This is a genomic window from Micromonospora sp. NPDC047521, assembly GCF_055587305.1.
Map to the genome: position 1 here is coordinate 184335 of NZ_JBVJGN010000003.1, position 24735 is coordinate 209069.

Genomic DNA, 24735 nt, shown 5'->3' on the forward strand with positions numbered 1-24735 from the left:
GCCGGGGCCTGCCGGTCTCGGCACCCGGCCGGAGAAACACGGGACCGACAGGTACTCAGCCCTTGTCGTTCCCGTGGCCCGGCGCTGCCTGCTCCGCCAGCCAGCGCCAGTCGTTCCAGGTGGCGATCCGGTCCCGGTACAACGTCTCGGCGAGAAGGTACGGGTACGGCCCGAGGAACAGGCGCAGCGGCGGCTCCTCGGTGTCGACAAGTTGCAGGATGACTCCGGCGGTCAGCGCGGGATCGTCGGGTGTGCGGGCGGTCGCCCCGGCCCGGCGTGCCTGCCGTACGGGCTCGTAGGCCGCGATCGGCTCGGTGTGCACCGCCGAGTCGCCGGACCAGTCGGTGCCGTACGGTCCCGGCTCCACGATCGTCACCTTCGGGCCGAGTGGGGCGAGCTCGGCGGACAGCGCCTCGCTGAGCCCCTCCAGTGCCCACTTCGACGCGTTGTACAGCCCGAGGGTGGGGAAGGCGCCTACCCCTCCGATGCTTGAGACCTGGAGGATGTGACCGGCGCCCTGCGCGCGCAGCACCGGCAGGACGGCCTGGGTCACCCAGAGGGCGCCGAAGAAGTTCGTCTCCAACTGCGCGCGGGCCTGCTCCTCGGTCGTCTCCTCGACCATGCCGAACAGTCCGAAGCCTGCGTTGTTGACGACGACGTCCAGGCGTCCGAACGTCTCCGCTGCCCGGGACACCGCGTCGAACACGGCCGGGCGGTCGGTCACATCGAGAGTCAGCGGCAGAACGCGGTCTCCGTACGCCTCGGTCAGATCCTGTAGCGCTTTCCCGTCGCGTGCGGTCGCGGCGACCTTGTCTCCGCGGGCGAGCGCGGCCTCGGCCCAGATGCGGCCGAAGCCGCGGGATGCGCCGGTGATGAACCATGTCTTCATGACTCGACCATGCGTCGGCGGACGCAGGGCTACCAGCACCCTGACGGGGTTAGGCTGGCGGGAATGAAGGGCGAGAACGCGCTCGGCGACTTCCTCAAGGCACGCCGCGGGCGGGTCCGGCCGGACGAGTCGGTGGTGCCCTCGTTCGGGCGTCGACGCGTACCGGGACTGCGCCGTGACGAACTGGCCCGCCTGGCGGGTGTGAGCCAGCACTATCTGACCCGCCTGGAGCAGGGCAGGGACCGCAACCCCTCACCGCAGGTGCTGAACGCCCTGGCGAACGCGTTACGGCTGGATCGTCACGAGAGGGCCCATCTCGCCGCGCTCGCCGCAGCCCCGCCGCCCGGGGTCGAGCACCCGGGGGTCTCCGACGCGGTGCGGCAGCTCATCGACTCGTGGCGTCAGACACCCGCGTACGTCCGCGACCGCCGCTTCGACGTGCTGGCGGCCAACAAGCTCGCCATGGCGCTGTCCCCGCTGTACACGCCCGGTCGGAACCTGATCCGCGGGATCTTCCTCGATCCCGAGGCACGGACGCTGTTTCCCGACTGGAGGGAGATCGCCGCGCAGAGCGCTGCCGCACTCCGCGCCGAAGCCGACCCGCGTGATCCCCCGACTGCCGAACTCATCACCTCGCTGTCGACCGACAGCCTCTTCCGCGAGGTCTGGGCGGGGTACGACGTACGGCCGACGCGGGACGAGGTCAAGCGCTTCAACCACGAAATCGTCGGGCCGCTCACGCTGCGACGGGAAACGCTCGCCATCGCCGGCGCCGAGGGACAGGTGATCATCGCCTACCAGGCGGCACCGGAAACCCCCGCCGCGCAGGCCCTGGCCAGACTCCTCTGAGGTCTGGCCCGAGCGTGTGTCGCTCACCCGCAGGTCGGGGGCCCAGTCAGCGGATTGCGGGATCTCGTGCGGCCACCGGGCGGGCGTCGTGCGGGGTCGGTGGACGGCAGAGCGTTGCGGCCACGGCCGTCAGGCAGATCACGACGGCGACGATGAGCGTCGGGCGGGCGCCGAGGTGGACGGCCGCCGAGCCGAGTGGAATCGCTACGACAAGCGGCCCGAACATCGCGGTGTTGGCCGTCGCGGCGACCCGCCCCAGCAGTGGTGTCGGCGTGTGCGTCTGCACGGCGGTCACCGCGGCGACAAGGGCCCAGGGCAGGCCGACGCCGGCGAGGACCGCCCCGCCGACAGTGACCTGCCACCATGGCAGGCAGCGCGCCAGGCAACCGAGGGCGAACAGCGCCGTACCGGCCACGCCGACGCCGACCGGCCCCCAGCGCCTGATGAGCCGCCCGACGACCAGGCCACCGGCGATGGAACCCGCGCCCTGCGCACTGGCCAGCACCCCGAGGAACGTCGTCGGCAGGCGCAGATCCGAGACGACTATCGCGTAGATCGCTGCGGTCGAGAAGCCGGACATGGCTATCGACACGGCGGCGAGCGCCACAGGTACCCGGGTCGCCCGCTGCCGGGCAAGGACGGAGATCCCGGCCCGGAGGCCCCGGTCCGAGCGGTTCGGCCGGTCGGGCGGCGTACGGCGCAGGCGGACCGCCGCGTACAGGAGGGCGACCAGGACCGGCGTCGCGGCGCTGAGCACGACGACTGCGTGACCGCCGCGCCACGCGTAGAGACCAGCGCCGGCAAGCGGAGCGACCAGCTTCATGCCCTCCTGCGCGCTGGAACGCCACCCGTTGACGTCGGCGAGTGCCGGTGCCGACAGCGCGGACGGCAGCAGTGCGGTCTCGCCGGCGTCGATGAGGACGTAGCTGACGCCGTAGGCGCACGACACGGCGAAGATCAGCCAGGTCTGCCCCGGTCCGCGAACCGCGAAGAGTGCCGGCAGGACCGCCGCCAGCGCGAGGTTGACGCCTATGACAAGTGGTCGCCGGGGCACCCGGTCCACCACGGCCCCCAGCCACGGACCGGCGAGCACCGGGGCGTACACGCAGAGGCCGGCGAGCGCGGCCAGGCTCGTCGAACCGGTCAGGTCCAGGATCCAGATGCCGGCGACAAGCGACATGGCGCTGCTCCCGAAGCCGGACAGGAGCGAGATCGCCACGAACAGCCAGGCGTTACGGCGCACGAGCCCTCCAGGTTGAGCCGGGATGACTCACACCCTGGTTCTTGAGTCGGGTGCGGGCAATACTGCTACGGCACTGTCAACGGATCGTTGACAGTGCCGCGGTGAGCCTCGCCTCGACGGCCTGCACCGGTTGCGGCAGCCGCTCCCGCGCCCCGGCCAGATCGGCGACGAGGTGCAGGGCCAACGCGTACAGCGAGCCCGGAGCGGCATCCAGGGCGGCGTCCACAGTGCTGCGGATGAGCGTCGCCCGCAGGAAGCGGCTGTCCCACCGTCGGTCCGCCGCGATCCACCGGTCGAGGTCGGCCACGGCCGTGCGCAGCGCCACGATCTGCGAGGGGAGGCCGAGGTCCAGCTGCTGCCGCCGCGACCTGCGCGCTGCCACCAGGCGCTGACGGCGCTGTTCGGCGGCCTGCCGGCTGCCCAGGCCCAACGCCGCCGCGATCTGCGTCCACGTCGCACCGCCGTACCGGGCCCGGTCGATGAGGTCCAACTCCCGCTCGTCCAGGCCCGCGCGGGTGGCAGGCACGTCGGCCAGCTGGGCCAGCTCCGCCATCACATGTCAACGTTACATTGACACCGGCTCGCGGAACATGAACACATCGACCGGGTCCTCATGGTCGAGCGTGAAGCCGTGCCGCTCGTACAGCCGCCGGGCCGCGCTGCCCCGCAACACGTTCAGCCGGACCGGCGTACCCGCGCGGTCACACCACTTGAGCAGCTCACGCAGCACGGCCGTACCGATGCCACCGCCCTGAAGACGCGGGGCCAGGTAGAAGTGCTCCAGCCAGTGCGCGTCCGGGGCCGGCCGCAGCGCCACGCAGCCGGTGAACGCGCCACCCACCTCGACAACCCAGGTGTACGCCGGAACGAACCCGGCACGCAGGCGCTGCCGCACCCGCGTCTCGTCGTACCGCCCCAGTCGCTCCAGATCGGCCCGCAGCACCACGGCGCGCAGCTCGGCCACCGCCTCGACGTCAGTCATCGAGGCGGGCCGCAGCTTCCAGTCCGTCATGATCCCCAAACTATCCGCCGCCGTACCGCTGCGGCCGCAGGCCCGTCCTTTATCCGCAAGTCGGCACCACTGTCGCAAACAGGACAAGACGGTAAAGCCCCTGGTAGAGCACTGTTGAGGCAGGGGGAGAGGCGGACGGATGTCGGGCCACATCCCATTCCTCGGGCACGGCGCGGACAGCATCGTCCGCCCCGGCCCAGCCCACCCCACCGCTGCGGGCGCCCGTAGCGATGCCATCCGCCCACCCGGACAAGGACGTCATCACCCCGGCAGTCAGGCTCCGCCGCCCTGCGCGGTCATGCCCTCGCATCCGCGCCTGCCGGCCTTTCGCCACCGTGGACTCCGCGTGGGGTCGGCGTCGCTCACCCGTACGCCCGACCCACGGCCGACCCAAGCAGAGAGGGTCCGACATGGCCAATCCCACAGTGACCGCAGCCCTGAACGCATCCGTGTACGCACCGGGGGACCAGATGCTGCTGACCGTCACCTACTCCGACGCCGACACCAAACCGTTGACCGTCACCATCGTGGTGACCGACGCGCAGGGCAACAGCAGCGCGCCGATCAAGGTCGCCGCCGTCATCGACCCGCTGACCGTGACGGTCACCGACGACTCGGGGCGTACCTGGACCCGGGTCTCCGACAGCGGCTCGGTGGCCGAGTACCGGGCGGTGGCGTGATGCCGCGCGTCACCGTCCAGGTCCGTGACTCCGCCGGACACACAGCGAACGCCGCCGCCGACTACGCCCTGAGCCAGCCGGTGCTCGGCGGCTACTACCTCTCCGGGGGCGCCGACCCGACCGCCGACATGGCAGGAGGTAACTTCCGTTCGCTCACCCAGTACCGCAGTTTCGCCGACGGGTACGTCTTCCCCGGCTACAACAGGCCCTGGCTGATCGACCTCGGAAAGGCCGGGGTGCAGATGAACATGGTGCTGGAGCTGAAGCACTACGGTGCCCCGAACGCCGGGCCGCAGAGCTTCCGGGTGGACGTCACCGACTACACAGTGCCGGCGCCGTCGATGACCATCCAGCAGCGCCCCGGCACCACCTGGCCCAAGGCGTACGGGTACGGCCAGGTGCTCAAGGGCCAGTGTGACGGGTTGCTGCACCGGGCCCTGGCGCAGTACCGGTTCCTCGGCTTCGGGGTGAACATCCAGCTCGCCTCGGAGTTGGACACCGATCACGAGTTCGGCACCACCGAGGACGGCAAGGCTTACACCTGGGCCGAGTCGGACGCACGGGCAGTGCAGGCGATGAACTACATCCTCACCTGGTTCAAGGCGCGGACGCTGCCGCCCAGATCCACCTTCTCGGTCGGGGTCGCCGGCTTCGACAGGGCCTGCTTCCAGCGCACCCACCCGGAGTCGCTGATGTCCCGGTTGGACTTCCTGCAGTGGAACGCCTACGCCACGGCCGCCGGGCAGACCGCGTTGTCCCGGTTCCGCCGCACCAGGGACTGGGCGGTGGCGGATCTCGGGCCGGTGGCGCTGTCCCGACCAGCGATCATCGCCGAGTGGGGGGTGCGGTCCGCCGAGATCCCTGACCAGCCGGCCTGGATCGCCACCGTCCCGGCGGCCATCGCCCAGCTCAACGCCGAGCGTGGGCCGCGGATCGTCCGGACCAACTACTTCAACTCCGGGTGGGGCACCCTCTCCCCGAAGGCGGCCGGGTTGGCCGCGCTGCGCACCGCGTACGCCACCCGGCCGTACGTCTGAGTGGTACCGGCGGCTCCGGTTCGCCCGGGGCCGCCCGGTCAGGCCTCGCCGAGCCGTTCGGCGTACGTGTCGCGCAGCTCGGGCCAGCCGAAGTCCTTGGCCTCGGCGCCACGGATCGGGCCGACCGGGTCGCCGTCGAGCAGCCGGTCGGCCACGTCGAGGCAGAGGTGCCAACCCGCGGCGACCATCGGCAGCATGTCCCGGTCGGCGACCGTGTGCCGCAGGGTGAGCCGGGTGCCGGTGCCCAGCGGGCTCAGCTCCCAGCGCAGCAGGTCGTCGCCCCAGGTGTACTCCAGCAGATGTGGCGGCTCGGCCCGGCGTACCGTCGCCGGGTTCTGCTGGGTCGTTTCGCCGTCGACGAGTGTGAGCACGGCGGCGCCGGGGCTGCCGAGGTCACGGTCGGCGAGGAACGGCGCCCACTGCGCGAGCTGCGCCGGATCGGTGAGCGCCTGCCACACGGTGGTCGGCGGGTGCCGGAGGTCGCGGACGAAGACAAGTGTGGCGCCGTCGGCGCGCGCGTCGGCGGGTGGGCTCGGGCGGAACGCGTCGCGGTCCATGTCACTGCTCCTGACTGTCGAGGTGCCGTTCGAGGGCGTCCAGGTGCCGGGTCCAGAGCCGGCGGTACGGGTCGAGCCAGCCGTCGACGGCCCGCAGCGGGCCCACATCGAGGCGGTAGATCCGTTGCCTGGCTGCCGTGCGGCAGGTGACGAAGCCTGCCTCGCGGAGCACCCGTAGGTGCTTGGAGACGGCCGGCTGGCTGACTCCGAGCCCGTCGACCAGCTCGCCGACGCTGCGCTCGGCGTCGCGGAGCTGGTCGAGGATCCGGCGTCGGGTGGGTTCGGCGAGGACTGCGAAGGCGTCGGTGGACACGTACCCAATATGCCTCGCGATTCATATGAACGTCAAGGTATATGAAGCGCTGCCTCCAGTCCGGGAGCGGCACTGCCGGTCGGCTACCTATGCTCGGGATCATGGAACTGCGGATCTTCACCGAACCCCAGCAGGGCGCGAGCTACGACCAGTTGCTCGCCGTCGCCCGCTGCGCGGAGGACGCCGGCTACGGGGCGTTCTTCCGATCCGACCACTACCTGAAGATGGGCGACGTCAGCGGCGACCCCGGCCCGACCGACGCCTGGACCACCCTGGCCGGGCTGGCCCGGGACACCAGCCGGATCCGGCTCGGCACGCTGATGACGGCTGCCACCTTCCGGCTGCCCGGCCCGCTGGCGATCACCGTGGCGCAGGTCGACCAGATGAGCGGCGGGCGGGTGGAGCTGGGCATCGGCACCGGCTGGTACGCCGAGGAGCACACCGCGTACGGCATCCCGTTCCCGGCGCTGGGGGAGCGGTTCGACCGCCTGGAGGAGCAGCTCGCCGTCATCACCGGGCTCTGGGACACGCCGGCGGGGGAGCGGTTCCGGTACGACGGCCGGTACTACCCGATCGTCGACTCACCAGCCCTGCCCAAGCCCGTCCAGCAGCCCCGCCCGCCGATCCTGCTGGGCGGGATGGGGCCGAAGCGCACCCCCCGGCTGGCCGCCCGCTACGCCGACGAGTTCAACCTGCCGTTCGCGTCCGTGCCGGACACGGTTGCCCAGTTCGACAGGGTCCGGGCGGCGTGCGCCGAGATCGGGCGTGACCCGGCCCAGATGATCTGGTCCAACGCGCTTGTGCTGTGCTGCGGGCGGGACGACGCCGAGGTGGCCCGCCGGGCCGCCGCCATCGGCCGCGAGCCTGACGAGCTGCGCGCCAACGGCGTCGCCGGTACGCCCGCCGAGGTCATCGACACCATCGGTCGGTACGCGGAGGCCGGCAGCCAGCGCATCTACTTCCAGGTGCTGGACCTCTCCGACCTGGCGCACCTCGAACTGGTGGCCGGCGAGGTGATGGCGAAGCTCTGAGCCGAGCGGCCGGTCAGTAGCCCCGGTGGGCGCCGACCGCGCCCGGGTCGCGCAGCACGGTGTCCAGCCGGCCGTCGCGGTCACTGTCCACGTAGGTGATGTCCGGAACACCGTCGCCGTCCACGTCGATCTGGACGATGTCGGCGACACCGTCGCCGTCGAGGTCGGTGACCACCTCCACCGAGCCGTCCAGGTGACGGGTCACGATGGACTGCGACCCGGGAGCGCGCGGCGGCGGCCCGGGCGACGGCACCGGCGTCGGGGCCGGCGCGGGCGCAGGTGTGGGTCGCGGCCCGGGCGTGGGCGCCGGATGACCCGGCATGCCGTCGACCGGCGGGGCGCTGGCCTGCTCGACCTCGCTGCCTGTCGGGTCCAGCTCCTCCTCGGAGGGGAAGACGTCGCCCCGTGGGGCTGGATCACGGTAGCTGCTCATGGGCGTAGGGTTCCCCGACGATGGCGAGAACAACCGTGCCCGATCGTCCGGTGTCCGTGGCGCCCGGTCTGTCGGAGGATGCTGGGACCGACGCCACGGTCATGAACGGGGGTCCGAGCGTGGAACTGCGCCGGAGTCGGGGCGCCCGCGTGCTCGCCCTGGTCTGCGTACTCGGTGGGGTGGTCCTGCTGGCCCTGCCCCGCGACGGGGCACTGCTCCGGACGATCGTCGCGATCGGTGCCATCGCACTCGGCGGCGTCGCGCTGGTCAGCGCGCTGCGGCCGTTCCGGTTCGGAATCGGCGCGGACGGGCTCACCATCCGACGGCCGGGCCTGCGACTGTCGCTGCCGTGGGCCGAGGTCGACGCGCTTGTCCTCGACGAGCCGCCCCGGCGTGACGGCCGGCCGGAGCCGCCGCGCCTGCTGCTGGTGCCCGCGCCGGGCGTGACGGTCGGGCCGGCGAGCGCCCGGCACCCGCTCGACGGCCGGCCCGCCATGGAACTGCTCGTCCTCGACCAGGTCCGCGAACAGCCCGAACAGGTCTCCGCCGCGCTCACCCGCCACGCCGGCGACCGTTTCGTGGACCTGCAGGCGTTGCGCCGCGCCGCGTTCGCCGACCCGGACCTCCCCACCGGCCTTCGGGGATACCGGATGGACCAGGTGGACCGGTTGATCCGGCGCGGCCAGGACGCCCTGGTGTCCGCCGACGCGTCGGCCTGCCGGGCGGCCCGCACCGAGATCGAACGCGTCCGCGCCGCCGGCCTGCCGATCGCCCAGCGGGGGTACGGCACCTATCCGACCGACGCCGCCCTGGACGCCCTCGCCGCCGCGCTGGCCGACCACCAGTCCACCGACCGGGAGACCGCCACATGACCGTGCAGGGACAGGACGCCACGGCGGCCGACGTGCCACGCCGCAACTGGGCCGGAAACGTGCGCTACAGCGCCCGGGCGTTCCACGGGCCCACGTCCACCGACGACCTGCGCCGGCTCGTCGCCGCCAGCGACCGGATCCGGGCGGTCGGCACCGGGCACTCCTTCAACCGCCTCGGCGACACCGACGGGGACCTGGTCACCCTCGCCGGTCTGCCGCCGGAGATCGACGTGGACCCGGAGCGCCGACGGGTCACCGTCGCCGCCGCGCTGCGCTACGGCGACGTCGCCCGACACCTGCACACCCAGGGGTACGCGCTGGCGAACCTCGCCTCGCTGCCGCACATCTCGGTGGCCGGCGCGGTGGCCACCGCCACCCACGGCTCCGGGCGGGCGAACGGCAACCTGGCCACCTCCGTCGCCGCCCTGGAACTGGTCACCGCCGACGGCGACCTGCTGCACGTGGACCGCGACACCGACGGGGACACGTTCAACGGCATGGTGGTCGGGCTCGGCGCGCTCGGCCTGGTCACCCGGGTCACCCTGGACCTGGTGCCGGCCTTCGAACTGCGCCAGTACGTACGCCTCGACCTGGCCCGGGAGGCGCTGGACGAGGCGCTCAGCTCGGCGTACAGCGTGAGCGTCTTCACCGACTGGCGTACGCCCCGGCTGCGGGAGGTGTGGCGCAAGCAGGCGGTGGACCAGACGCCACCGGAGGCGGACTGGCTCGGCACCACCGCCGCCGCCGAGCCCCGGCACCCGGTGCTCGGGATGCCCGCGGAGAACTGCACCCCGCAGCTCGGTGAGCCCGGCCCCTGGCACGAGCGGCTGCCGCACTTCAAGCTCGGCTTCACACCCAGCAGCGGCGACGAACTCCAGTCCGAGTACCACCTGCCCCGCTCGGCGGCCACCGAGGCGATGGCCGCGCTGGACGAGGTGGCGTACCTGATCGCCCCGGTGCTCCACGTGTGCGAGTTGCGGACGGTCGCGGCGGACGAGCTGTGGCTCAGCCCGAACCACAGGCGGGACAGCTTCGTCGTGCACTTCACCTGGATCGACGACGCCACCCGGGTGCTCCCGGTCCTGGCCGCCGTGGAGGAGCGGTTGGCGCCGTTCGCGCCCCGCCCGCACTGGGGCAAGGTCTTCGTCACCGACCCGGCGGAGCTGGCCGCCCGCTACCCGAGGTACGACGACTTCACAGCCCTGCTGACGCGGATGGACCCGACCGGAAAGTTCCGGACCGACCTGCTGGACCGCTACGTACCCCGCTGACCGGCCGGGGTGCGCAGGGTGCCCCGCTGGACGGCGCGGCTGATGTCGCTGGGGGAGACGATGCCGGCCAGGCGGCCGTCGTCGTCCACCACGAGGGCGCGGCCGTCGGCGCACTCGCTGAGCCGGGGCAGCAGGTCGTTGAGCTGTTCGCCGGGCTGGGCGAGGACCAGCTGGTCGGCCCGGCAGGCCACCTCGGCAAGCGTTGTCGACGCCCGGCGGTCGGCAGGTACGCCCCGCACCCGGTCCAGGGTGACCAGCCCGGTCGGCCGGCCCTGGTCGGTCAGCGGCAACGCCGAATGCCGGTACGCGAACAGGTAGTGGTCGACGAAGTCGGCGACAGTCATGTCCGCCGAGGCGGTCTGCGGCTGCGGGGTCATCACCTCGCCGACCCGGATCCCGCGCAGCGCGCTGCCGGTGCGGGCCTGCCGCTCCTCCATGCCGGCCGCCCCGATCAGGAACCAGCCGATCAGCGCCAGCCAGAGGCCACCGAACCCGACCCCGGACAGGAACTGCCACAGCCCCAGACCGATCAGCAGCACACCCAGCACCCAGCCGGCCCGGGCCGCCACGACGGACGCCCGGGTCCGGTCGCCGGTGGCCTTCCACACGGCGGCGCGCAGCAGCCGGCCGCCGTCCAGCGGCGCGGCCGGCAGCACGTTGAAGACGGCAAGCAGCACGTTGATGCCGGCCAGCCACGCCACCGCGCCGAACAGCAGCCCGTCCTGCCCGGACAGCGCCAGCAGCAACGCGATGGCACCGAAGAACGCCCCGAGCAGCAGGCTGACCAGTGGGCCCACCCCGGAGATCCGCAGCTCCGCGCCCGGGTCGCGCGGTTCGCCCCGCAGCTCGGCCACCCCACCGAACAACCAGAGCGTGATGCCGTCGACCTCCAGCCCGTTGCGCTTCGCCACCACCGCGTGCGACACCTCGTGGGCCAGCAGGCCGACGAAGAAGACCACCGCCGCGGCAAGGCCCGCGAGGGCGTACGCCACAGGCGAGCGATCGGGGTACGAGCGGGGGAACTGGTTGGCGGCAAGGCCCCACGCGATCAGCGCGAAGATGACAAGCACGCTCCAGTTGACGCCGACCGGCACCCCCGCGACCCGACCGATCCGGAAACTCGCCCTCATCCCACCGAGATACCCCCGAAGGTCGCGGGCATGCCGCGAATCAGGCCCCGTACCTGCGGGGGCTCTCGCTGGCGATAGTCGCCTCCCGGGGCAGCGCCGCCGCGCGCAGCGCCCAGTCCAGCGCGTAGTCGGCGATCTCCTCCCAGCCGTCCTGCCCGACTGTGAAGTGCGACCGCCCCGGGAACTCCTCGTACGCGGTGAGGGCCCGCGACTTCTGGTAGAGCCCCGCGTTGGAGCGGACCACCGACGCCGGCACCACGTGGTCGAGTCCGCCGGCCATCAGCAGCAGCGGGGGCCGGTCGTTGCGCCCGACGTCGACCCGGGCCGGTGAGCGCGGGTCGAGGTTGGCGAACGCGCCCTCGAAGTAGACCCGTCCGGCGCCCGGGACGGCGTAGCGCTCCCAGGCCCGGTCGGAATCCTCCCGGCTCATCGTGTTGCCGAAGGTGTAGGCGAAGTCGTCAGGGGTGAACGGCACCGCCTTGTTGCGGTTGGCGGGGCTGCGCAGGATCGGGAAGCCGGAGCGCAGCTGGCTCAGCGGCACCTTGAGCACGCCCTTCACCTGCGCGGGGTGCACGCCGACCGCCGCCGCGCCGAGGCCCCGGTCGACGAGGACCTGGGTGATCAGGCCGCCGAACGAGTGCCCCATGATGATCGGCGGGCGGGGCAGCTTCCTGATGATCCGGTCGTAGTGCGCCACGATCGTGGCGATGCTCTGCTCGGCGATCGGGGTGGGATCGTCGCGCAACTGCTCCACGGACCGGTCCATGCCCGGCCAGGCGGGGGCGATCACGTGCATGCCGCGCGCGGTGAACCGCTCGATCCACCCCTCCCAACTGCGCGGTGTCATCCAGAGTCCGTGGATCAGCACGACCGTGTCGACCCGGCCCTGCGGCGTGGCACCCATCGCGTCCCCCCGGTGTCGCGGTGTCCGGCCCGGCGGTTACCCACTGCCGCGCCGGCAATGCCTCCCGCCGCGCGCGGCGGCGGATGCGTCGGCAGGTGATATGACTCTGCGGCATATTTATGACTCCGAGTCATATCGCTCCAGGTTGTGTCTCCTCCCGTGGCCATCACACTCCGTGTCGGATGGGCGCCCCTGACAAATGTCACGGCCGGGACGTGACGGCCGCTCCGGGCGCCGGGGTACGCGCCGCCGGAGCATCAGTGGCATGACCAGTACGCATCCGGCCGTCGAGCTGGACGGCCTCACCAGGACCTTCGGCACGGTCACCGCTGTCGACGGGCTGAGCCTGCGGGTGCAGCCCGGCGAGGTGGTGGCGTTCCTCGGCCCGAACGGCGCGGGCAAGACCACCACCATCGACATGCTGCTCGGGCTGGCCCGCCCTGACGCGGGCACCGTCCGCGTCCTCGGCGGCACGCCTGACGAGGCGGTGGCCCGGGGCCGGGTCGCCGCGGTACTCCAGACCGGCGGTCTGCTCAAGGACCTCACCGTGGGCGAGACGGTCGAGATGACAGGGCACTTCTACAGGCACACCCGCCCGGCGGCGGAGGTGCTGGAGCGGGCCGGCATCGCCGACATCGCCGGGCGGGTGGTCGGACGCTGCTCGGGCGGTCAGCAGCAGCGGCTACGGTTCGCGCTGGCCCTGCTGCCGGACCCGGACCTCATGGTGCTCGACGAGCCGACCACCGGCATGGACGTAGAGGGCCGGCGGGACTTCTGGCAGGCCCTGCGCCGGGACGCGCGGGCCGGACGGACCGTCATCTTCGCCACCCACTACCTCGACGAGGCGGACGCGTACGCCGACCGGATCGTGCTGGTCCGGCAGGGACGCGTGGTGGCCGACGGCACCACTGCGGAGATCAAGAACCTGGCCGCCGGCCGTACGGTGCGGGCCACGCTGCCCGGCGCCGACCAGGCCGCGCTCGCGGCGCTGCCGGGCGTGGACGCCGTGGAGGTACGCGGCGACAGCGTGCTGGTGCGCACCGGCGACTCGGACGCGATCGCCAGGCACCTGCTCACCCGCACCGACGCCCGGGACGTGGAGATCACCTCCCGCAACCTCGAGGACGCCTTCCTCGCCCTGACCACCGCGCAGCAGACCGGAGCCTGAGATGACGACAGTGCCGGCCACCCCCACCCGTACCGTCGAACCGGACCGGAGGCTGCCCGCCCTTGGCGGCTTCGCCCCGGCCGTGCTCGGCATCGAGCTGCGCCGCGTGCTGCGCAACCGCCGCACCCTCGCCTTCACGTTGATCATGCCGGGCGTCTTCTTCCTCATCTTCGGTCTGCCGCAGGGCGGGCAGAGCCTGGACAACGGCCGGCCGGTGACCGCGTACGTCATGATCAGCCTGGCCGTGTACGCGGCCATGGTGGCGACGACGAGCGCGGGCGGCGCGGTGGCCACCGAACGCGCCCTGGGCTGGAGCCGGCAGTTGCGGCTCACCCCGCTGCGCCCGAGCGCGTACGTGGCCACGAAGCTGGTCACCGCGATGACCCTCGGCCTGCTCGCGGTAGTCGTCGAGTTCGCGGTGGGCGCGGCGACCGGGGTCCGCATCCCGGCGTACGTCTGGTTGCTGTCCGGGCTGGCGGCCTGGGTCGGCTCGCTTGTCTTCGCCGCGTTCGGGCTGTTCATCGGCTACCTGGTGCCGGCCGAGAACGTCATGCAGTTCATCGGCCCGATCCTCGCCGTGCTGGCCATGTTCGGTGGTCTGTTCGTGCCGGTCGAGGTGCTGCCGCACGTGCTCCAGCAGGTCGCGACGTTCACCCCTGTGTACGGCGTGGGCGAACTGGCCCGCGCCCCGCTGACCGGTGACGGGGTGAGCATGGCAGGGGTGGCGAACATGGTGTTCTGGGCGCTGGCCTTCGGCATCGGCGCGGCCCGACTGTTCCGCCGCGACACCGCGCGGGTCTGACGGCCGGCGACCGTTAGCGTGGAACCGATGGACCTCTCGATCGGGCAGTCCCCGCCGGTGAGCCGCCACTGGCGGTTCACCGGCTGGCTGCTGGCCGCCGTGTGGCTGTTCTTCCTCAACGTGCCGCTCTCCACCGCGCTGGACCAGCCGCAGCCGTGGCGGCGGATCGTCGGCGTCGCCACCCTTGTCGCCTTCGGCCTCGGCTACGTGCTGCTCTTCCAGTGGGCCCGCAACCTGCGCGAGCACCTCCGACCGATCCCTTCACGCCGGGCCGGGATAGCGCTCGTGGGGTTGGTCGTGCTGGGTCTGGCCAGCATCCCGGGCACCGCCGGGGACTGGACGGCCACGCTCGTGTTCGTGGCCGCTGCGGCGGTGTTCCTGCTGTCGGCGGTGCAGGCGTTGATCATCGTGGCGCTCTGCGCGCTGATCCCCCTGGTGGGGGCGTGGCTGGTGCCGTCCTGGACGGGGGAGAGCACCGTCACCGTCGCGGTGCTGCTCGCCTCGTTCGCCATGTTCGGCGTGTCCCGGCTGGCCCAGCGCAACAGCGAGCTCCGGGCCGCCCAGCAGGAGATCGGCCGGCTCGCGGTCGCCGAGGAGCGGGCCCGCGCCGCCCGCGACCTGCACGACATCCTCGGGCATTCGCTGACCGTGGTGGCGATCAAGGCCGAGCTGGCCGGGCGTCTGATCGAGGTGGACACCGCGCGGGCGGCCGCCGAGATCGCCGATGTGGAGCGGCTGGCCCGGGCGGCGCTTGCCGACGTGCGGCAGACCGTCGGGGCGTACCGCGAGGTGACCCTCGCCGCGGAGCTGACCGGCGCCCGGTCCGCGCTTGCCGCGGCGGGCATCGCGGCGGACCTGCCGGCCGAGGTGCCGTCGCTGCCGGCGGAGTGGGACCGGTTGTTCGGCTGGGCGGTGCGGGAAGGGGTGACGAACGTGGTCCGGCACAGCGGGGCGCGGTGCTGCACGGTCCGGGTGGATCGCAACGGGGTCGAGGTGAGCGACGACGGACGCGGTCCGTCCACTCCCGACGTCACCGGCCACGGGCTGGTGGGCCTGCGCGAGCGGGCGCGGCGGCTGGACGCCGTGGTGACCGTCGGTCGCCGGCCGGCCGGTGGCTTCCTGCTGCGGGTGCACGCGCCGGGGGAGGCCCGGTGAGCGGGGCGATCCGGCTGCTGCTCGCCGACGACCAGGCGCTGGTCCGTGGCGCGCTGGCCGCGCTGTTGTCGCTGGAGCCGGACCTGACGGTGGTGGCCGAGGTCGGTCGGGGCGACGAGGTGGTGACCGAGGCCCTACGGCACGCGCCCGACGTGGCGCTGCTGGACGTCGAGATGCCCGGCCTGGACGGGATCGCCGCGACTGCCGCGCTGCGGGCGGCGCTGCCGACCTGCCGGGTGCTTGTGGTGACCACCTTCGGGCGGCCCGGCTACCTGCGCCGGGCCATGGAGGCCGGCGCGAACGGCTTCGTGGTCAAGGACACCCCGGCCCGGCAGCTCGCCGACGCGGTCCGCCGGGTGCACGCCGGCCTGCGGGTGGTCGATCCGACGCTTGCCGCGGAGACCCTGGCCACCGGCGCGAGTCCGCTCACCGAACGGGAGACCGAGGTGCTGCGCGCGGCGCGGGGCGGGGGTACGGTCGCCGACCTGGCGGCGGCGCTGCACCTGTCCGAGGGGACGGTGCGCAACCACCTCTCGGCGGCGATCGGCAAGACAGGTGGCCGCAACCGGGCGGACGCCGTCCGTGTCGCCGAGCGCAACGGCTGGCTGCTCGGCGAGTGAGCGACGCCGCTCAGGCGGTCGGCGGCGGCGTGGGCAGTTGGTCGACCACCACGAGGCTGCTGCCGGGACGCACCTCGGCGAGCAGTTCCCGCTGGCCGCTGCGGGTCACCCGGATGCAGCCGTTCGTGGTGTTCTCGCCCAACTCGTCGTCGTTGTACCAGGTGTGCAGGCCGATGTGCGCGCCGCGCAGCCCGGTCGGCACCGCCTCGGGGTCGTCCGGCACCGAGCCGAGGGCGTAGATGTCCACCCCGCCGTAGACCTGCTCCGGCGGCGGGGTGCGGCCCAGGATGAACGTGCGGCCGAGCGGGGTTTCCTGCCCCTCCTGGCCGAGGCTCGTCTTCCAGGAGCGCACCGCCTTGCCGGCCCGGTACCAGGTGAGCCGGTGCACCTTGCGTTCCACCACGATCTGGTCGCGCAGCGCCACAGTGGCGAACCCGCCCGGCGGCAGCCAGGCCAGGCGCCGGTTGGCCGAGGGCAGCAGGACTGCCGTCCAGCCGGCCCGCTTCTGGGCGACCGGCACGGTCAGCTCGACACCGGCGAGCGTCGGTTCGAGGAAGGCCAGCGGACGTCCGCCGGGCGCGTCGTACGCGGCGACGCGCCGGGTCGGGTGCACGCCCTCGGTCAGCGGCGTGGTGTCCATGGTGGCCGGGTCGGCGGGGAAGCCCTTGGGCGCGGGGTCGTAGTCGACGACCGGCAGCCCGTCCGGGGCGGGCGCGGCCGGCGGGACCGACTCCTCAGGGCTCTGCTCGACGCTGCTCGGCGTCGGGTCGGCGGCCACCACGCGGCTGTCGTCGGGGGCTGTCGAGCGTGGCGTGAGGGCCTGGCCGACCAGCAGCGCGGCGACCAGCAGCGCGGGTACGGCGATGGCGGCGGCGATCCAGCCGGCGCGGCGGCGGTACGGGGACATCTGGTCAAACGGCACCAAACCACTCTATGGTGGCGAACGGCTCGGGGCCCCCGGTTCGGCGATACCCGCCGGCCGGAGGCCCCTGACGATCAGACCCGTGCGCCGATGTGGACGGCCACGGCGTCGTGCGCCGGCACGTTGGCGGCGAACCAGCCGTTACCGTCCACGGTGATCACCGGGCCGCTGCACGTGCCGCCCGCGTACGTGCCGTGGATGACGTCGCAGTACCTGCCGGCGGGCAGGCCTGTGTAGTAGGAGCGGCCGTTCACCGCGGAGTCCTCGTCGTTGACGGTGATGAAGCCCTTTCCGGTACGGCTGAACGCGATGTGGTTGTTGCCGTTGTCGTACCAGTTGGCGACGCCGGCGCCCTCGGTGGCGTTGCGGAACCCGACCATGTTGGCGATCGCCGGCCAGCGGTGCTCGCACTCCCAGCCGGAGTAGCAGGTGGTGTTGAGGGTCTTGTTGGCGCCGTCCGACGGCGGGCCGGCGTCCCGGTTGCTGAAGGTGTAGCTGGACATGACCGTCGGCGACCCGTACGGCCAGGCCAGCATGAAGGCGTTCGCCAGGGCGTAGATGCCCCGGTCCCGGTAGGTGAGGACCCCGCCGGAGTCGCGCTGGGTGTCGTGGTTGTCGACGAACACCGAGGCCTTTCCGGTGGGCAGGTGCCCCCAGCCCTCGCCGAAGTTCTTCAGGTACGCCAGCCGCTCGGAGCGGAACACCCGGGCCAGGTCCTTGCCGTAGCGGAACTCGTGCACGTCACCGATGCCTGTGTACTCGGTCGGCTGGACCGGCTCGCCCGCGCCGTAGATGACCTCCTGCACGATGTACGCCGAGCGGGACAGCTTGCCCTTGATCGCGGCGATGTCGGCGGCCGGCATGTGCTTGCTGGCGTCCATCCGGAAGCCGTCCACGCCGAGGGAGAGCAGGTCGTTGAGGTACGAGGCGATCTTCGTACGGACGTAGTCCGACTCGGTCTTCAGGTCCGAGAGGTTGACCAGCTCGCAGTTCTGCACCTCGTACCTGTCGTTGTAGTTGGCGATGTCGTCGCCGCCGTTGCGCCCGCAGTGGTGGAAGTCCTGGGTCTGGTAGATGCCCGGGTAGTCGTAGTGCGAGTAGGACGACCCGGCCCAGCCGGTGCCGCCGTTGTCCTGACCGGACATGTGGTTGACGACCGCGTCGACGATCACCTTGACCCCGGCCGCGTGGCAGGTGTTCACCATCGACTGGAACTGGGCGCGGGTGCCCTTGCGGGACTCGATCCGGTAGCTGACCGGCTGGTACGCCAGCCACCACTGGTTGCCCCGCACGTGCTCCTGCGGGGGTGACACCTGGACGTAGCCGTAGCCCTTCGGGCCGAGCGTGCTCTGGCACTCGCTGGCCACCGAGGGCCAGTTCCACTCGAAGAGCTGGACGATGACCTTCTTGGCGCCGGACGGGGCGGCGACGGCCGGGGGTGCCGTCACGGCAGTGGGGACGAGCAGGCTGGCGATCAGGCCGAGGGCGAGGATCGCTGAGCCACGTCGACGTCGGTGCATCGGGACTCCTGACGGGAGCGGGGGTGGGGGTGGTGGCGCTGCGGGGGAGAGCCTGACGTTGCCGCAATCTTGCAACCCAGACTGAAATTTGCCGAAAGATTACAAGCGTGTTGCAACCACTGTCAACGCATGGACGCCTGTCGTTGTCCGATCCGGACCGTGCGCCGGGGCGCAACGCACGCCGGCGTCACTTGGTTCGATCGCGGCCCAGAAATTTCCACAACCGGGTGATCCGCCGACCCCGCTCGTCCGTACTGGATGGGGGAGCAGGGGTCGGCCGGTGGTACGCCGCCGCGAGACGATCGAGGAGCAGATGGCCCGGGCACAGCAGAACCAGAAGGCGGCCACCGTCCGGACCAGCGAGAGCAGCCGGGGGGTACGCACCCGGTCGCGGGGCGCGACCACCGCGCTCATCGCGTCGGCGCTCGCCGCGCTCTGGGCGGCGACAATGCTGACCGGCGCCGGTCAGACGGCGTACGCGTACGGCTTCTTCTTCACCGAGTTCTTCGCCGGGGTGGTCGCCCTGGTGTCGTTGAGCCTCACCGTGATGCTCGGCCTGCTCGCCACCGACCGGCTGGTGCTGGGCATTTCGCACCGGGTGCTGATGCAGTCGGCGCACCGCGCCACCGGTGTGCTCGGCGTTGCCGGGCTCGGCTTCCATGTCCTCACCAAGATCGGAACGGGGCGGGCAGCGGCGACCGACGCGCTGGTGCCGTTCGTCGGTGGCGGGGGCCTCTACGTCGGGCTCGGCACCGTCGCCGCGCTGCTGATGGTCAGCGTGATCTGGACCGGCATCATCCGGGCCCGTTTCGCGGGCGTCGGTCCGAAGTGGCTGTGGCGCGCGCTGCACTCGACCGCGTACCTGGCCTGGCCCTTCGCCATCGCGCACGGCCTCAACGCCGGTCGGGCCGCAGCGCCCTGGGTGATGTTCAGCTACCTGGGCTGCGTCTTGCTGGTGGTGCTGGCCCTGCTGGTGCGGTTCTCGGTCACCATCGGTCGGCGCAGCCGCGAGCAGCACCAGGCAGCGGTGCGCAACGCGGTGATGGTCGGCCGGGCCGAGGAGGCGAAGACCGCCCGATCGCTGCTGGCCGGGTTGGGTCGGCGCCCGAAGGCCACCGACAAGCGTCCCGCCTGGGCGGACACCACCACCGCCACCTGGACCGCCCCGCCCGCCCGCCGCGACCCGGAACGGTTCACCGTCCCGGTGGTGCCCGAGCCCGGCTCGCTCGTCGAGCCGACCCGGCCCAGCCGACGCCGACGGGAGGAGGAGCCGGCGGCCTACCGCGACACCGAACGGTCCTCGCGCGCCCGGCGCGACGAGGAGGAGCCGACGACCCGCCGGTCGACCCGCCGTGGCGTGGACGAGACCGACACCCGTCGACGCGACGAGGAGGAGGTCGAACCGGTGACCCGGCGGCGCGCCTCGCGTACCCGCGACGAGGCCGTGCCGACCGGACGGCGCCGCGCCGAGGAGCCGGCCGCCGAGCGGCCCCGTCGCCGGTCCCGCAGCGAGGACGACGGCAGCCGCTACTCCGCCCCGCCGCAGCCGGCGCTCATCGAGCCCGAGGAGCCGTGGGACAGCCCGCGCCGCTGGCAGGGCACCGAGCCGATCTCCGCCGAGCCGATCTCCGCCGGTCCTGTCTCCGGTAGCCCGATCTCGTCGGCGCCGCGCAGCGGCAGCGGCCGGCACAGCGTCGAGGACGACCTGCCCGAGGAGCCGGACTACTGGCGTCCACCGGCCCGGTACGTGCCGGACGAGGTGCCACCCGTCGACGACACCCCGACCCTTGTCGACCTGGCGTCCCGCCGCGCCAAGCGGGCCGCTGGCGAGGGCCGGTCCAAGCGTCGCAAGGCCAGCGCCGACGCGGTGGACGGGGCGTACTGGGCCGGGCTGCGGGGTGAGGCGAAGTGATGCGCACCGCCGTGCCACCGGTCGCCTGCGTGGGTGAGCCCCGGCTCACCGCCGGCTTCGCCGAGTACGGTCGACTCGACCTGCTCGCGCACGAGGAGGTGCACGGGCCGATCGGCCCGATCGAGCCGGCGCAGCTGCTCCGGCTCGCCGAGGGCATGCAACTCAAGGGCAAGGGCGGGGCAGGGTTCCCGTTCGCCCGCAAACTCCGCGCGGTGCTGGAGTCCTGCGAGCGGCAGGACCTCGCCGCCGTGGTGGTGGTCAACGCCACCGAGGGGGAGCCGGCCAGCTGGAAGGACAAGGTGCTGCTGACCCGCGCCCCGCACCTGATCCTGGACGGCGCGGCGCTTGCCGCGTACGCCCTGGACGCCGACGAGATCGTGATCGGCGTGGCGGACGACGGGGTCGGCCGGGACTCGCTGATGGACGCCCTCGACGAGCGCCGGATGCCGGTGCAGACAACGATCGTCACCGTGCCGCACCGGTTCATCTCCGGCGAGGGCGGCGCGCTTGTCAACGGGATCAACGGGCTGCCGCACATCCCGCCGGGCACGAAGAAGCGCTCCAGCGACTCCGGGGTCAGCGGCCTGCCCACCCTGCTGTCCAACGCTGAGACGTACGCCCAGCTCGCTGTCGGCGCCCGACTGGGCCCGTACGAGTACGCGGCGCTCGGCACCGACGACGAGCCGGGCACCGTGCTGCTCACCGTGACCGGGGCGGCCGGTCGACCGGCCGTGGTGGAGTGCACCGCCGGGATGCCGCTGCGCGACGTCCTCGACCTGTGCGAGGTCCCTGACGTGCAGGGCATCCTGATGGGCGGCTACCACGGCAAGTGGATCACCCCGGAGGCGGCGGAGAAGGCCGAGGTGTCCCGCAAGGGCCTCGCCGCGGTGGGCGGCACCCTCGGCGCGGGCATCATCGTCCCGCTCGGGCTCGACACCTGCCCGCTCGGTGAGGCAGCCCAGGTGGTGCGCTACCTGGCCGGCGAGTCCGCCGGCCAGTGCGGGCCGTGCAAGATGGGCCTGCCGGACCTGGCCCGCGCCGTGGACCTGGCCGTCGCCGGCAGCCAACCGGCCGACGTGGTGCGGGCCGCCGCCGGCGAGGTGAAGGGCCGGGGCGCGTGCAGCCACCCGGACGGCACCGCCCGGTTCGCGCTCTCCGCGATCGAGGTCTTCGCCGAGGACCTGCGGCTGCACAGCACCGGCGACGGCTGCGGCCGACGGGTCAAGGGCGTGATGGGGCTGCCCGGCGCACCCGACGCGAACCCGCAGAAGCTCACCCTGGACTGGTCCCGCTGCGACGGGCACGGGCTCTGCGCCCACGTGGTGCCTGACTTCATCCGGCTCGACGCGAACGGATATCCGGCCTTTCCGGCCACCCCCGTGCCGACCTGGCTGCGGGAGGGGGCGCTGAAGGCGGTCAAGGTCTGCCCCGAGTTGGCCCTCCGACTCGCCAAGGCCGAGTAGGTAAGCCCCAGGTCCAGCAAGGGTCCCTTCCGGACCGGAGACGGAGAAGCGGATGCGGATCAGCAGGACGTGGACAGCGGCCGGGCAGCTGCGCCGTGGCGCCGCCGCTGGGGCGCTCGTGGTGGCCCTGCTCGGCGTCGCCGCCTGCACCGGCACCGCGCCGGGCGGACCCGCCGCCGCCGGATCGGCCTCGACCGTTGCCGCGCCGACCGCGACACCTCCCTCGCCGACCGACTCTCCCACCGGCGGACCGCCGGCCGCTCCGGCGCAGGTCCCGGACGTGCTGCGCTTCACCGGGACGACCCTCGGCGGGGCCGCGTTCGACGCCGCGCGGCTCGCCGGCAGGCCGGTGGTGCTGTGGTTCTGGGCGCCGTGGTGCGCCACCTGCGCCAGCCAGGCGTGGACGGTTGCCGAGATCGCGCCGAAGTACCGGGACACCGTCCCGATCGTCGGCGTCGCCGGGCTGGGCGAGCAGAAGGCGATGAAGGAGTTCGTCACCGAGTTCGACCTCGCCGGGACGCCGCAGATCAACGACGGGGCAGGTGCGATCTGGCGCCGGTTCAGGGTGACCGAGCAGAGCATCTTCGTGATCATCGACCGGGACGGCACGGTCGTGCACCGGGGCTTCCTGGACGGTGAGGCGCTCACCGCCCGGGTCGCCGCACTGGCCGGCGCGTGACCGCCGCACTGCTGCTCGCGCTGACCGCAGGCATGCTCGGCGCGGTCAACCCGTGCGGCTTCGCGTTGCTGCCCGCGTACCTCTCGCTGTTGGTCGCCGGGGCGTCGGACACCCGCGGCGCGGTCGGCCGCGCGCTCACCGCGGCGGCCGGGCTCACCCTGGGGTACGTGCTGGTCTTCGGCGCCTTCGGCCTGGCCCTCGCGCCGCTGGCCAGCTGGCTGCGGCCCCGGCTGCCGTGGCTGACCGTGACCCTCGGCGTGCTGCTGCTGGTGGCCGGCTGCTGGCTGCTCGCCGGCAGGCGACTGCCCGCCCCCGGCTGGTCCGCCCGAGCGCCCCGGCTCACCCGGTCCTGGCCGTCGATGGCGCTGTTCGGGGCGGCGTACGCGCTGGCGTCGCTGGGCTGCGCCATCGCGCCGTTCCTGGCCATCGTGGTGACCAGCCTCCGGGCCGGCTCGACCGGGCGGGGGCTGGCTCTGTTCGGGGCGTACGCCCTCGGGATGGGTCTGGTGGTCGCGGTCGCCGCGCTCGGCGTGGCCCTGCTGCGCGACGGGCTGGTGGCCCGGTTACGCGGCGCCGGCGCCCTGGTGCCCCGCCTCAGTGGCCTGGTGCTGCTGCTCGCCAGCGGTTACGTCGCCTGGTACGGCTGGTACGAGGTGAGGCTGGCCGCCGGCCGCCGCGACGCCCTGCACGACCCGATCATCCGAGCGGCGTCCCAGCTCCAACACGCCCTGGCGCAATCCCTGGACAGCCTCGGCCCAGCGCTGCTTCTGGTGGCCCTGACAGCCCTGCTGCTGCAAGCAGCCCGCTCCCGCCGTCGCCCGCCATCCCGCGATCCTGCAGTTTCTGCAGCGACGGAAGTCGCAGAGCGCCCGGTTTCGGGCGCCGAAACTGCAAGATCGACGGGCGGTGTGGGGCGCGGCGACGCGGGCGCGTCAGCGGGGGGTCAGGCGGTCTGTTCCTAGGCGGTCCTGGAGGACCTTGGGGATCAGGACACTGCCGTCGGCCTGCTGGTACTGCTCCAGGATGGCCGGGAAGAGCCGGCTCGTCGCCAGGGCGGAGCCGTTGAGCGTGTGCACGAAGCGGGTCTGCTTGCCGCCCGGCTCGCGGTAGCGGATGGCCGCCCGGCGGGCCTGGTAGTCGCCGCCCCAGGAGACGGACGACACCTCCTTGTACTTGCCCGTGCTCGGCATCCACACCTCGATGTCGAGGGTCTTGCGCATCGACGCGCTGGCGTCGCCGGCCGACAGCAGGCTGCGCTGGTAGTGCAGCCCCAGCTTCTCCACCAGGCTCTCGGCGTGGGTGACCATCTCCTCCAGCGCCGCGTCCGCCTGCTCGGGCAGCGTGAACTGGAAGATCTCCACCTTGTTGAACTGGTGGCCCCGCACGGTGCCGCGCTCGTCCGAGTGCGAGCCGGCCGCCTCCCGGCGGTAGCACGGTGTGTACGCGAAACGCTTCAGCGGCAGCTTCGACGTCTCCAGGATCTCGTCCTGGTAGGCGCCGAGGATCGCCGTCTCCGAGGTGGGCAGCAGGAACTGTCCACGCGGGGCGGACTCCCGGTCCAGGTGGTAGACGTCGTCGTAGAACTTCGGGAACTGCCCGGCGGCGAAGCCTGCCGTGTCGAGAAGCAGGTGTGGCGGCAGCAGAAACTCGTAGCCGGCCTTGACGTTCTCGTCGATGAGGAAGTTGAGCAGCGCCCACTCCAGCCGGGCACCCATCCCCGTGTACATCCAGAAGCCGGAGCCACCGAGCTTCACGCCGCGCTCGTGGTCGACCAGACCGAGCATCCGGGACAGCTCCACGTGATCGCGGACCTTGTCGATCACCGGTGGCTCACCGAAGGTCTTGACGACCCGGTTGGCCTCCTTGCCGCCGGGAAGGACATCGTCGGCGGGCAGGTTGGGCAGCTCGCTCATCGCGGTGCGCAGCCGCCCCTGCACCTCGTCCAGCTCGGACTCCAGCTCGGAGAGCTGCTTGCGACCGGCCTCGGGCGCAGCGACGTCCGGCTCGCGGCCGGCGCGCTTCGCCTCCGCGTACGCCCGCGCCTCCGCCTTGCGGCGCTGCCGATCGGCGTCGATCTCCGTGATGAGGGCGCGTCGCTCCTGGTCGAGCCGCTGGATCTCGTCCAGGGCCCGGGTGACCTCGGCGGGATCCAGTCGCTTCGCCAGCGCGGTCGCCACCGCCTCGCGATCCTTCCGGATCAACTCCATGTCGAGCATGCTGCTCCGTACGCCTCCGTCCGGGGTCAGGTGGACCACCAGATGCTACCGTCGCGC

Annotated in this window: 26 protein-coding genes; 14 read left to right on the forward strand and 12 right to left on the reverse strand. The window is 72.6% G+C overall.

The window, feature by feature from the left end; translation table 11 throughout:
• Positions 1 to 55: 55 nt before the first annotated feature.
• The gene (locus ACZ6N8_RS08470; protein ID WP_466008585.1) at positions 56 to 889 is read right to left on the reverse strand and encodes an SDR family NAD(P)-dependent oxidoreductase; all 834 of its coding nucleotides are present in this window, start codon (positions 887 to 889) and stop codon (positions 56 to 58) included.
• Positions 890 to 952: 63 nt separating this feature from the next.
• On the opposite strand from ACZ6N8_RS08470, the gene ACZ6N8_RS08475 reads away from it, so the two are divergent.
• Positions 953 to 1738, forward strand: a complete 786-nt coding sequence (locus tag ACZ6N8_RS08475; RefSeq protein ID WP_466008586.1) for a helix-turn-helix transcriptional regulator — start codon at positions 953 to 955, stop codon at positions 1736 to 1738.
• A gap of 46 nt (positions 1739 to 1784) precedes the next feature.
• Here the strand turns inward: ACZ6N8_RS08475 and ACZ6N8_RS08480 are convergent, their stop codons facing one another.
• The 3 genes from ACZ6N8_RS08480 to ACZ6N8_RS08490 form a co-directional block, all read right to left on the reverse strand.
• Entirely contained in the window at positions 1785 to 2981 is a 1197-nt protein-coding gene (locus ACZ6N8_RS08480; RefSeq protein ID WP_466008587.1) for an MFS transporter, read from the reverse strand.
• 76 nt (positions 2982 to 3057) lie between these two features.
• Positions 3058 to 3534, reverse strand: a complete 477-nt coding sequence (locus ACZ6N8_RS08485; RefSeq protein ID WP_466008588.1) for a hypothetical protein — start codon at positions 3532 to 3534, stop codon at positions 3058 to 3060.
• A 12-nt stretch (positions 3535 to 3546) separates the two neighbouring features.
• On the reverse strand, positions 3547 to 3993 hold the full coding sequence (locus tag ACZ6N8_RS08490) for a GNAT family N-acetyltransferase (protein WP_466008589.1): 447 nt from the start codon (positions 3991 to 3993) through the stop codon (positions 3547 to 3549).
• 410 nt (positions 3994 to 4403) lie between these two features.
• Here ACZ6N8_RS08490 and ACZ6N8_RS08495 point away from each other — a divergent pair, with 410 nt between their 5' ends.
• Entirely contained in the window at positions 4404 to 4673 is a 270-nt protein-coding gene (locus ACZ6N8_RS08495; protein ID WP_364362372.1) for a hypothetical protein, read from the forward strand.
• A complete protein-coding gene (locus ACZ6N8_RS08500) occupies positions 4673 to 5710 on the forward strand; it encodes a hypothetical protein (protein ID WP_466008590.1) in 1038 nt (345 codons plus the stop codon). The genes ACZ6N8_RS08495 and ACZ6N8_RS08500 overlap by 1 nt, the downstream gene beginning before the upstream one ends.
• A gap of 38 nt (positions 5711 to 5748) precedes the next feature.
• Here ACZ6N8_RS08500 and ACZ6N8_RS08505 read toward each other — a convergent pair whose 3' ends face one another.
• Positions 5749 to 6267 carry an SRPBCC family protein gene (locus ACZ6N8_RS08505; protein ID WP_466008592.1) on the reverse strand — a complete coding sequence of 173 codons (519 nt, stop codon included), beginning with the start codon at positions 6265 to 6267 and terminating at the stop codon, positions 5749 to 5751.
• Position 6268: 1 nt separating this feature from the next.
• Entirely contained in the window at positions 6269 to 6580 is a 312-nt protein-coding gene (locus ACZ6N8_RS08510) for an ArsR/SmtB family transcription factor (RefSeq protein WP_466008594.1), read from the reverse strand.
• Between the two features lie 101 nt (positions 6581 to 6681).
• On the opposite strand from ACZ6N8_RS08510, the gene ACZ6N8_RS08515 reads away from it, so the two are divergent.
• Positions 6682 to 7611 (forward strand): LLM class F420-dependent oxidoreductase, encoded by a 930-nt coding sequence (locus ACZ6N8_RS08515; RefSeq protein WP_466008596.1) that lies wholly within the window; start codon positions 6682 to 6684, stop codon positions 7609 to 7611.
• Between the two features lie 13 nt (positions 7612 to 7624).
• On the opposite strand, the gene ACZ6N8_RS08520 is transcribed toward ACZ6N8_RS08515, so the two are convergent.
• Positions 7625 to 8044 (reverse strand): hypothetical protein, encoded by a 420-nt coding sequence (locus ACZ6N8_RS08520; RefSeq protein WP_466008598.1) that lies wholly within the window; start codon positions 8042 to 8044, stop codon positions 7625 to 7627.
• A 119-nt stretch (positions 8045 to 8163) separates the two neighbouring features.
• Between ACZ6N8_RS08520 and ACZ6N8_RS08525 the strand changes: the two genes are divergently transcribed.
• Both ACZ6N8_RS08525 and ACZ6N8_RS08530 read left to right on the forward strand, forming a co-directional pair.
• Positions 8164 to 8916, forward strand: a complete 753-nt coding sequence (locus ACZ6N8_RS08525) for a hypothetical protein (protein ID WP_466008600.1) — start codon at positions 8164 to 8166, stop codon at positions 8914 to 8916.
• The gene (locus tag ACZ6N8_RS08530) at positions 8913 to 10187 is read left to right on the forward strand and encodes an FAD-binding protein (RefSeq protein WP_466008602.1); all 1275 of its coding nucleotides are present in this window, start codon (positions 8913 to 8915) and stop codon (positions 10185 to 10187) included. Before ACZ6N8_RS08525 ends, ACZ6N8_RS08530 begins: the two co-directional genes overlap by 4 nt.
• Here the strand turns inward: ACZ6N8_RS08530 and ACZ6N8_RS08535 are convergent.
• A complete protein-coding gene (locus ACZ6N8_RS08535; protein WP_466008604.1) occupies positions 10172 to 11317 on the reverse strand; it encodes a site-2 protease family protein in 1146 nt (381 codons plus the stop codon). The two genes, ACZ6N8_RS08530 and ACZ6N8_RS08535, sit on opposite strands and share 16 nt — an antisense overlap.
• 40 nt (positions 11318 to 11357) lie before the next feature.
• Positions 11358 to 12221 (reverse strand): alpha/beta hydrolase, encoded by an 864-nt coding sequence (locus ACZ6N8_RS08540; protein ID WP_466008606.1) that lies wholly within the window; start codon positions 12219 to 12221, stop codon positions 11358 to 11360.
• 265 nt (positions 12222 to 12486) lie between these two features.
• Between ACZ6N8_RS08540 and ACZ6N8_RS08545 the strand changes: the two genes are divergently transcribed.
• From ACZ6N8_RS08545 to ACZ6N8_RS08560, 4 genes are read left to right on the forward strand one after another with little or no spacing between them, the layout of a single operon-like run.
• A complete protein-coding gene (locus ACZ6N8_RS08545) occupies positions 12487 to 13389 on the forward strand; it encodes an ABC transporter ATP-binding protein (protein WP_466008607.1) in 903 nt (300 codons plus the stop codon).
• 1 nt (position 13390) lies between these two features.
• On the forward strand, positions 13391 to 14191 hold the full coding sequence (locus tag ACZ6N8_RS08550) for an ABC transporter permease (protein ID WP_466008609.1): 801 nt from the start codon (positions 13391 to 13393) through the stop codon (positions 14189 to 14191).
• A 27-nt stretch (positions 14192 to 14218) separates the two neighbouring features.
• Positions 14219 to 15346, forward strand: a complete 1128-nt coding sequence (locus tag ACZ6N8_RS08555; RefSeq protein WP_466008611.1) for a sensor histidine kinase — start codon at positions 14219 to 14221, stop codon at positions 15344 to 15346.
• Entirely contained in the window at positions 15343 to 15966 is a 624-nt protein-coding gene (locus ACZ6N8_RS08560) for a response regulator transcription factor (protein WP_466008613.1), read from the forward strand. The genes ACZ6N8_RS08555 and ACZ6N8_RS08560 overlap by 4 nt, the downstream gene beginning before the upstream one ends.
• Positions 15967 to 15976: 10 nt before the next feature.
• Here ACZ6N8_RS08560 and ACZ6N8_RS08565 read toward each other — a convergent pair whose 3' ends face one another.
• Complete coding sequence (locus tag ACZ6N8_RS08565) at positions 15977 to 16888, reverse strand: L,D-transpeptidase (protein ID WP_466008614.1); 912 nt, start codon at positions 16886 to 16888, stop codon at positions 15977 to 15979.
• Between the two features lie 74 nt (positions 16889 to 16962).
• Entirely contained in the window at positions 16963 to 18408 is a 1446-nt protein-coding gene (locus ACZ6N8_RS08570; protein WP_466008616.1) for an alpha-amylase, read from the reverse strand.
• 280 nt (positions 18409 to 18688) lie between these two features.
• On the opposite strand from ACZ6N8_RS08570, the gene ACZ6N8_RS08575 reads away from it, so the two are divergent.
• The 4 genes from ACZ6N8_RS08575 to ACZ6N8_RS08590 are packed head-to-tail and all read left to right on the forward strand — an operon-like array spanning position 18689 to position 23424.
• Positions 18689 to 20320, forward strand: a complete 1632-nt coding sequence (locus ACZ6N8_RS08575) for a ferric reductase-like transmembrane domain-containing protein (protein WP_466008617.1) — start codon at positions 18689 to 18691, stop codon at positions 20318 to 20320.
• A complete protein-coding gene (locus ACZ6N8_RS08580; protein ID WP_466008619.1) occupies positions 20320 to 21783 on the forward strand; it encodes an NADH-ubiquinone oxidoreductase-F iron-sulfur binding region domain-containing protein in 1464 nt (487 codons plus the stop codon). The genes ACZ6N8_RS08575 and ACZ6N8_RS08580 overlap by 1 nt, the downstream gene beginning before the upstream one ends.
• Positions 21784 to 21835: 52 nt before the next feature.
• The gene (locus ACZ6N8_RS08585; protein WP_466008621.1) at positions 21836 to 22462 is read left to right on the forward strand and encodes a redoxin domain-containing protein; all 627 of its coding nucleotides are present in this window, start codon (positions 21836 to 21838) and stop codon (positions 22460 to 22462) included.
• Positions 22459 to 23424: a cytochrome c biogenesis CcdA family protein gene (locus ACZ6N8_RS08590; RefSeq protein ID WP_466008623.1), complete on the forward strand. Its 966-nt coding sequence runs from the start codon at positions 22459 to 22461 to the stop codon at positions 23422 to 23424. Before ACZ6N8_RS08585 ends, ACZ6N8_RS08590 begins: the two co-directional genes overlap by 4 nt.
• Here ACZ6N8_RS08590 and serS read toward each other — a convergent pair.
• Positions 23395 to 24678 carry a serine--tRNA ligase gene (serS, locus tag ACZ6N8_RS08595; RefSeq protein ID WP_466009148.1) on the reverse strand — a complete coding sequence of 428 codons (1284 nt, stop codon included), beginning with the start codon at positions 24676 to 24678 and terminating at the stop codon, positions 23395 to 23397. The genes ACZ6N8_RS08590 and serS overlap by 30 nt on opposite strands.
• Positions 24679 to 24735: the final 57 nt, after the last annotated feature.

Coding starts and splice junctions, on each gene's coding strand:
- ACZ6N8_RS08470 (WP_466008585.1), bottom strand. CDS start 889: ATGAAGACATGGTTCATCACCGGCGCATCCCGCGGCTTCGGCCGCATC.
- ACZ6N8_RS08475 (WP_466008586.1), top strand. CDS start 953: ATGAAGGGCGAGAACGCGCTCGGCGACTTCCTCAAGGCACGCCGCGGG.
- ACZ6N8_RS08485 (WP_466008588.1), bottom strand. CDS start 3,534: ATGGCGGAGCTGGCCCAGCTGGCCGACGTGCCTGCCACCCGCGCGGGC.
- ACZ6N8_RS08490 (WP_466008589.1), bottom strand. CDS start 3,993: ATGACGGACTGGAAGCTGCGGCCCGCCTCGATGACTGACGTCGAGGCG.
- ACZ6N8_RS08495 (WP_364362372.1), top strand. CDS start 4,404: ATGGCCAATCCCACAGTGACCGCAGCCCTGAACGCATCCGTGTACGCA.
- ACZ6N8_RS08500 (WP_466008590.1), top strand. CDS start 4,673: ATGCCGCGCGTCACCGTCCAGGTCCGTGACTCCGCCGGACACACAGCG.
- ACZ6N8_RS08505 (WP_466008592.1), bottom strand. CDS start 6,267: ATGGACCGCGACGCGTTCCGCCCGAGCCCACCCGCCGACGCGCGCGCC.
- ACZ6N8_RS08515 (WP_466008596.1), top strand. CDS start 6,682: ATGGAACTGCGGATCTTCACCGAACCCCAGCAGGGCGCGAGCTACGAC.
- ACZ6N8_RS08520 (WP_466008598.1), bottom strand. CDS start 8,044: ATGAGCAGCTACCGTGATCCAGCCCCACGGGGCGACGTCTTCCCCTCC.
- ACZ6N8_RS08530 (WP_466008602.1), top strand. CDS start 8,913: ATGACCGTGCAGGGACAGGACGCCACGGCGGCCGACGTGCCACGCCGC.
- ACZ6N8_RS08535 (WP_466008604.1), bottom strand. CDS start 11,317: ATGAGGGCGAGTTTCCGGATCGGTCGGGTCGCGGGGGTGCCGGTCGGC.
- ACZ6N8_RS08540 (WP_466008606.1), bottom strand. CDS start 12,221: ATGGGTGCCACGCCGCAGGGCCGGGTCGACACGGTCGTGCTGATCCAC.
- ACZ6N8_RS08545 (WP_466008607.1), top strand. CDS start 12,487: ATGACCAGTACGCATCCGGCCGTCGAGCTGGACGGCCTCACCAGGACC.
- ACZ6N8_RS08550 (WP_466008609.1), top strand. CDS start 13,391: ATGACGACAGTGCCGGCCACCCCCACCCGTACCGTCGAACCGGACCGG.
- ACZ6N8_RS08555 (WP_466008611.1), top strand. CDS start 14,219: ATGGACCTCTCGATCGGGCAGTCCCCGCCGGTGAGCCGCCACTGGCGG.
- ACZ6N8_RS08570 (WP_466008616.1), bottom strand. CDS start 18,408: ATGCACCGACGTCGACGTGGCTCAGCGATCCTCGCCCTCGGCCTGATC.
- ACZ6N8_RS08580 (WP_466008619.1), top strand. CDS start 20,320: ATGCGCACCGCCGTGCCACCGGTCGCCTGCGTGGGTGAGCCCCGGCTC.
- ACZ6N8_RS08585 (WP_466008621.1), top strand. CDS start 21,836: ATGCGGATCAGCAGGACGTGGACAGCGGCCGGGCAGCTGCGCCGTGGC.
- serS (WP_466009148.1), bottom strand. CDS start 24,678: ATGCTCGACATGGAGTTGATCCGGAAGGATCGCGAGGCGGTGGCGACC.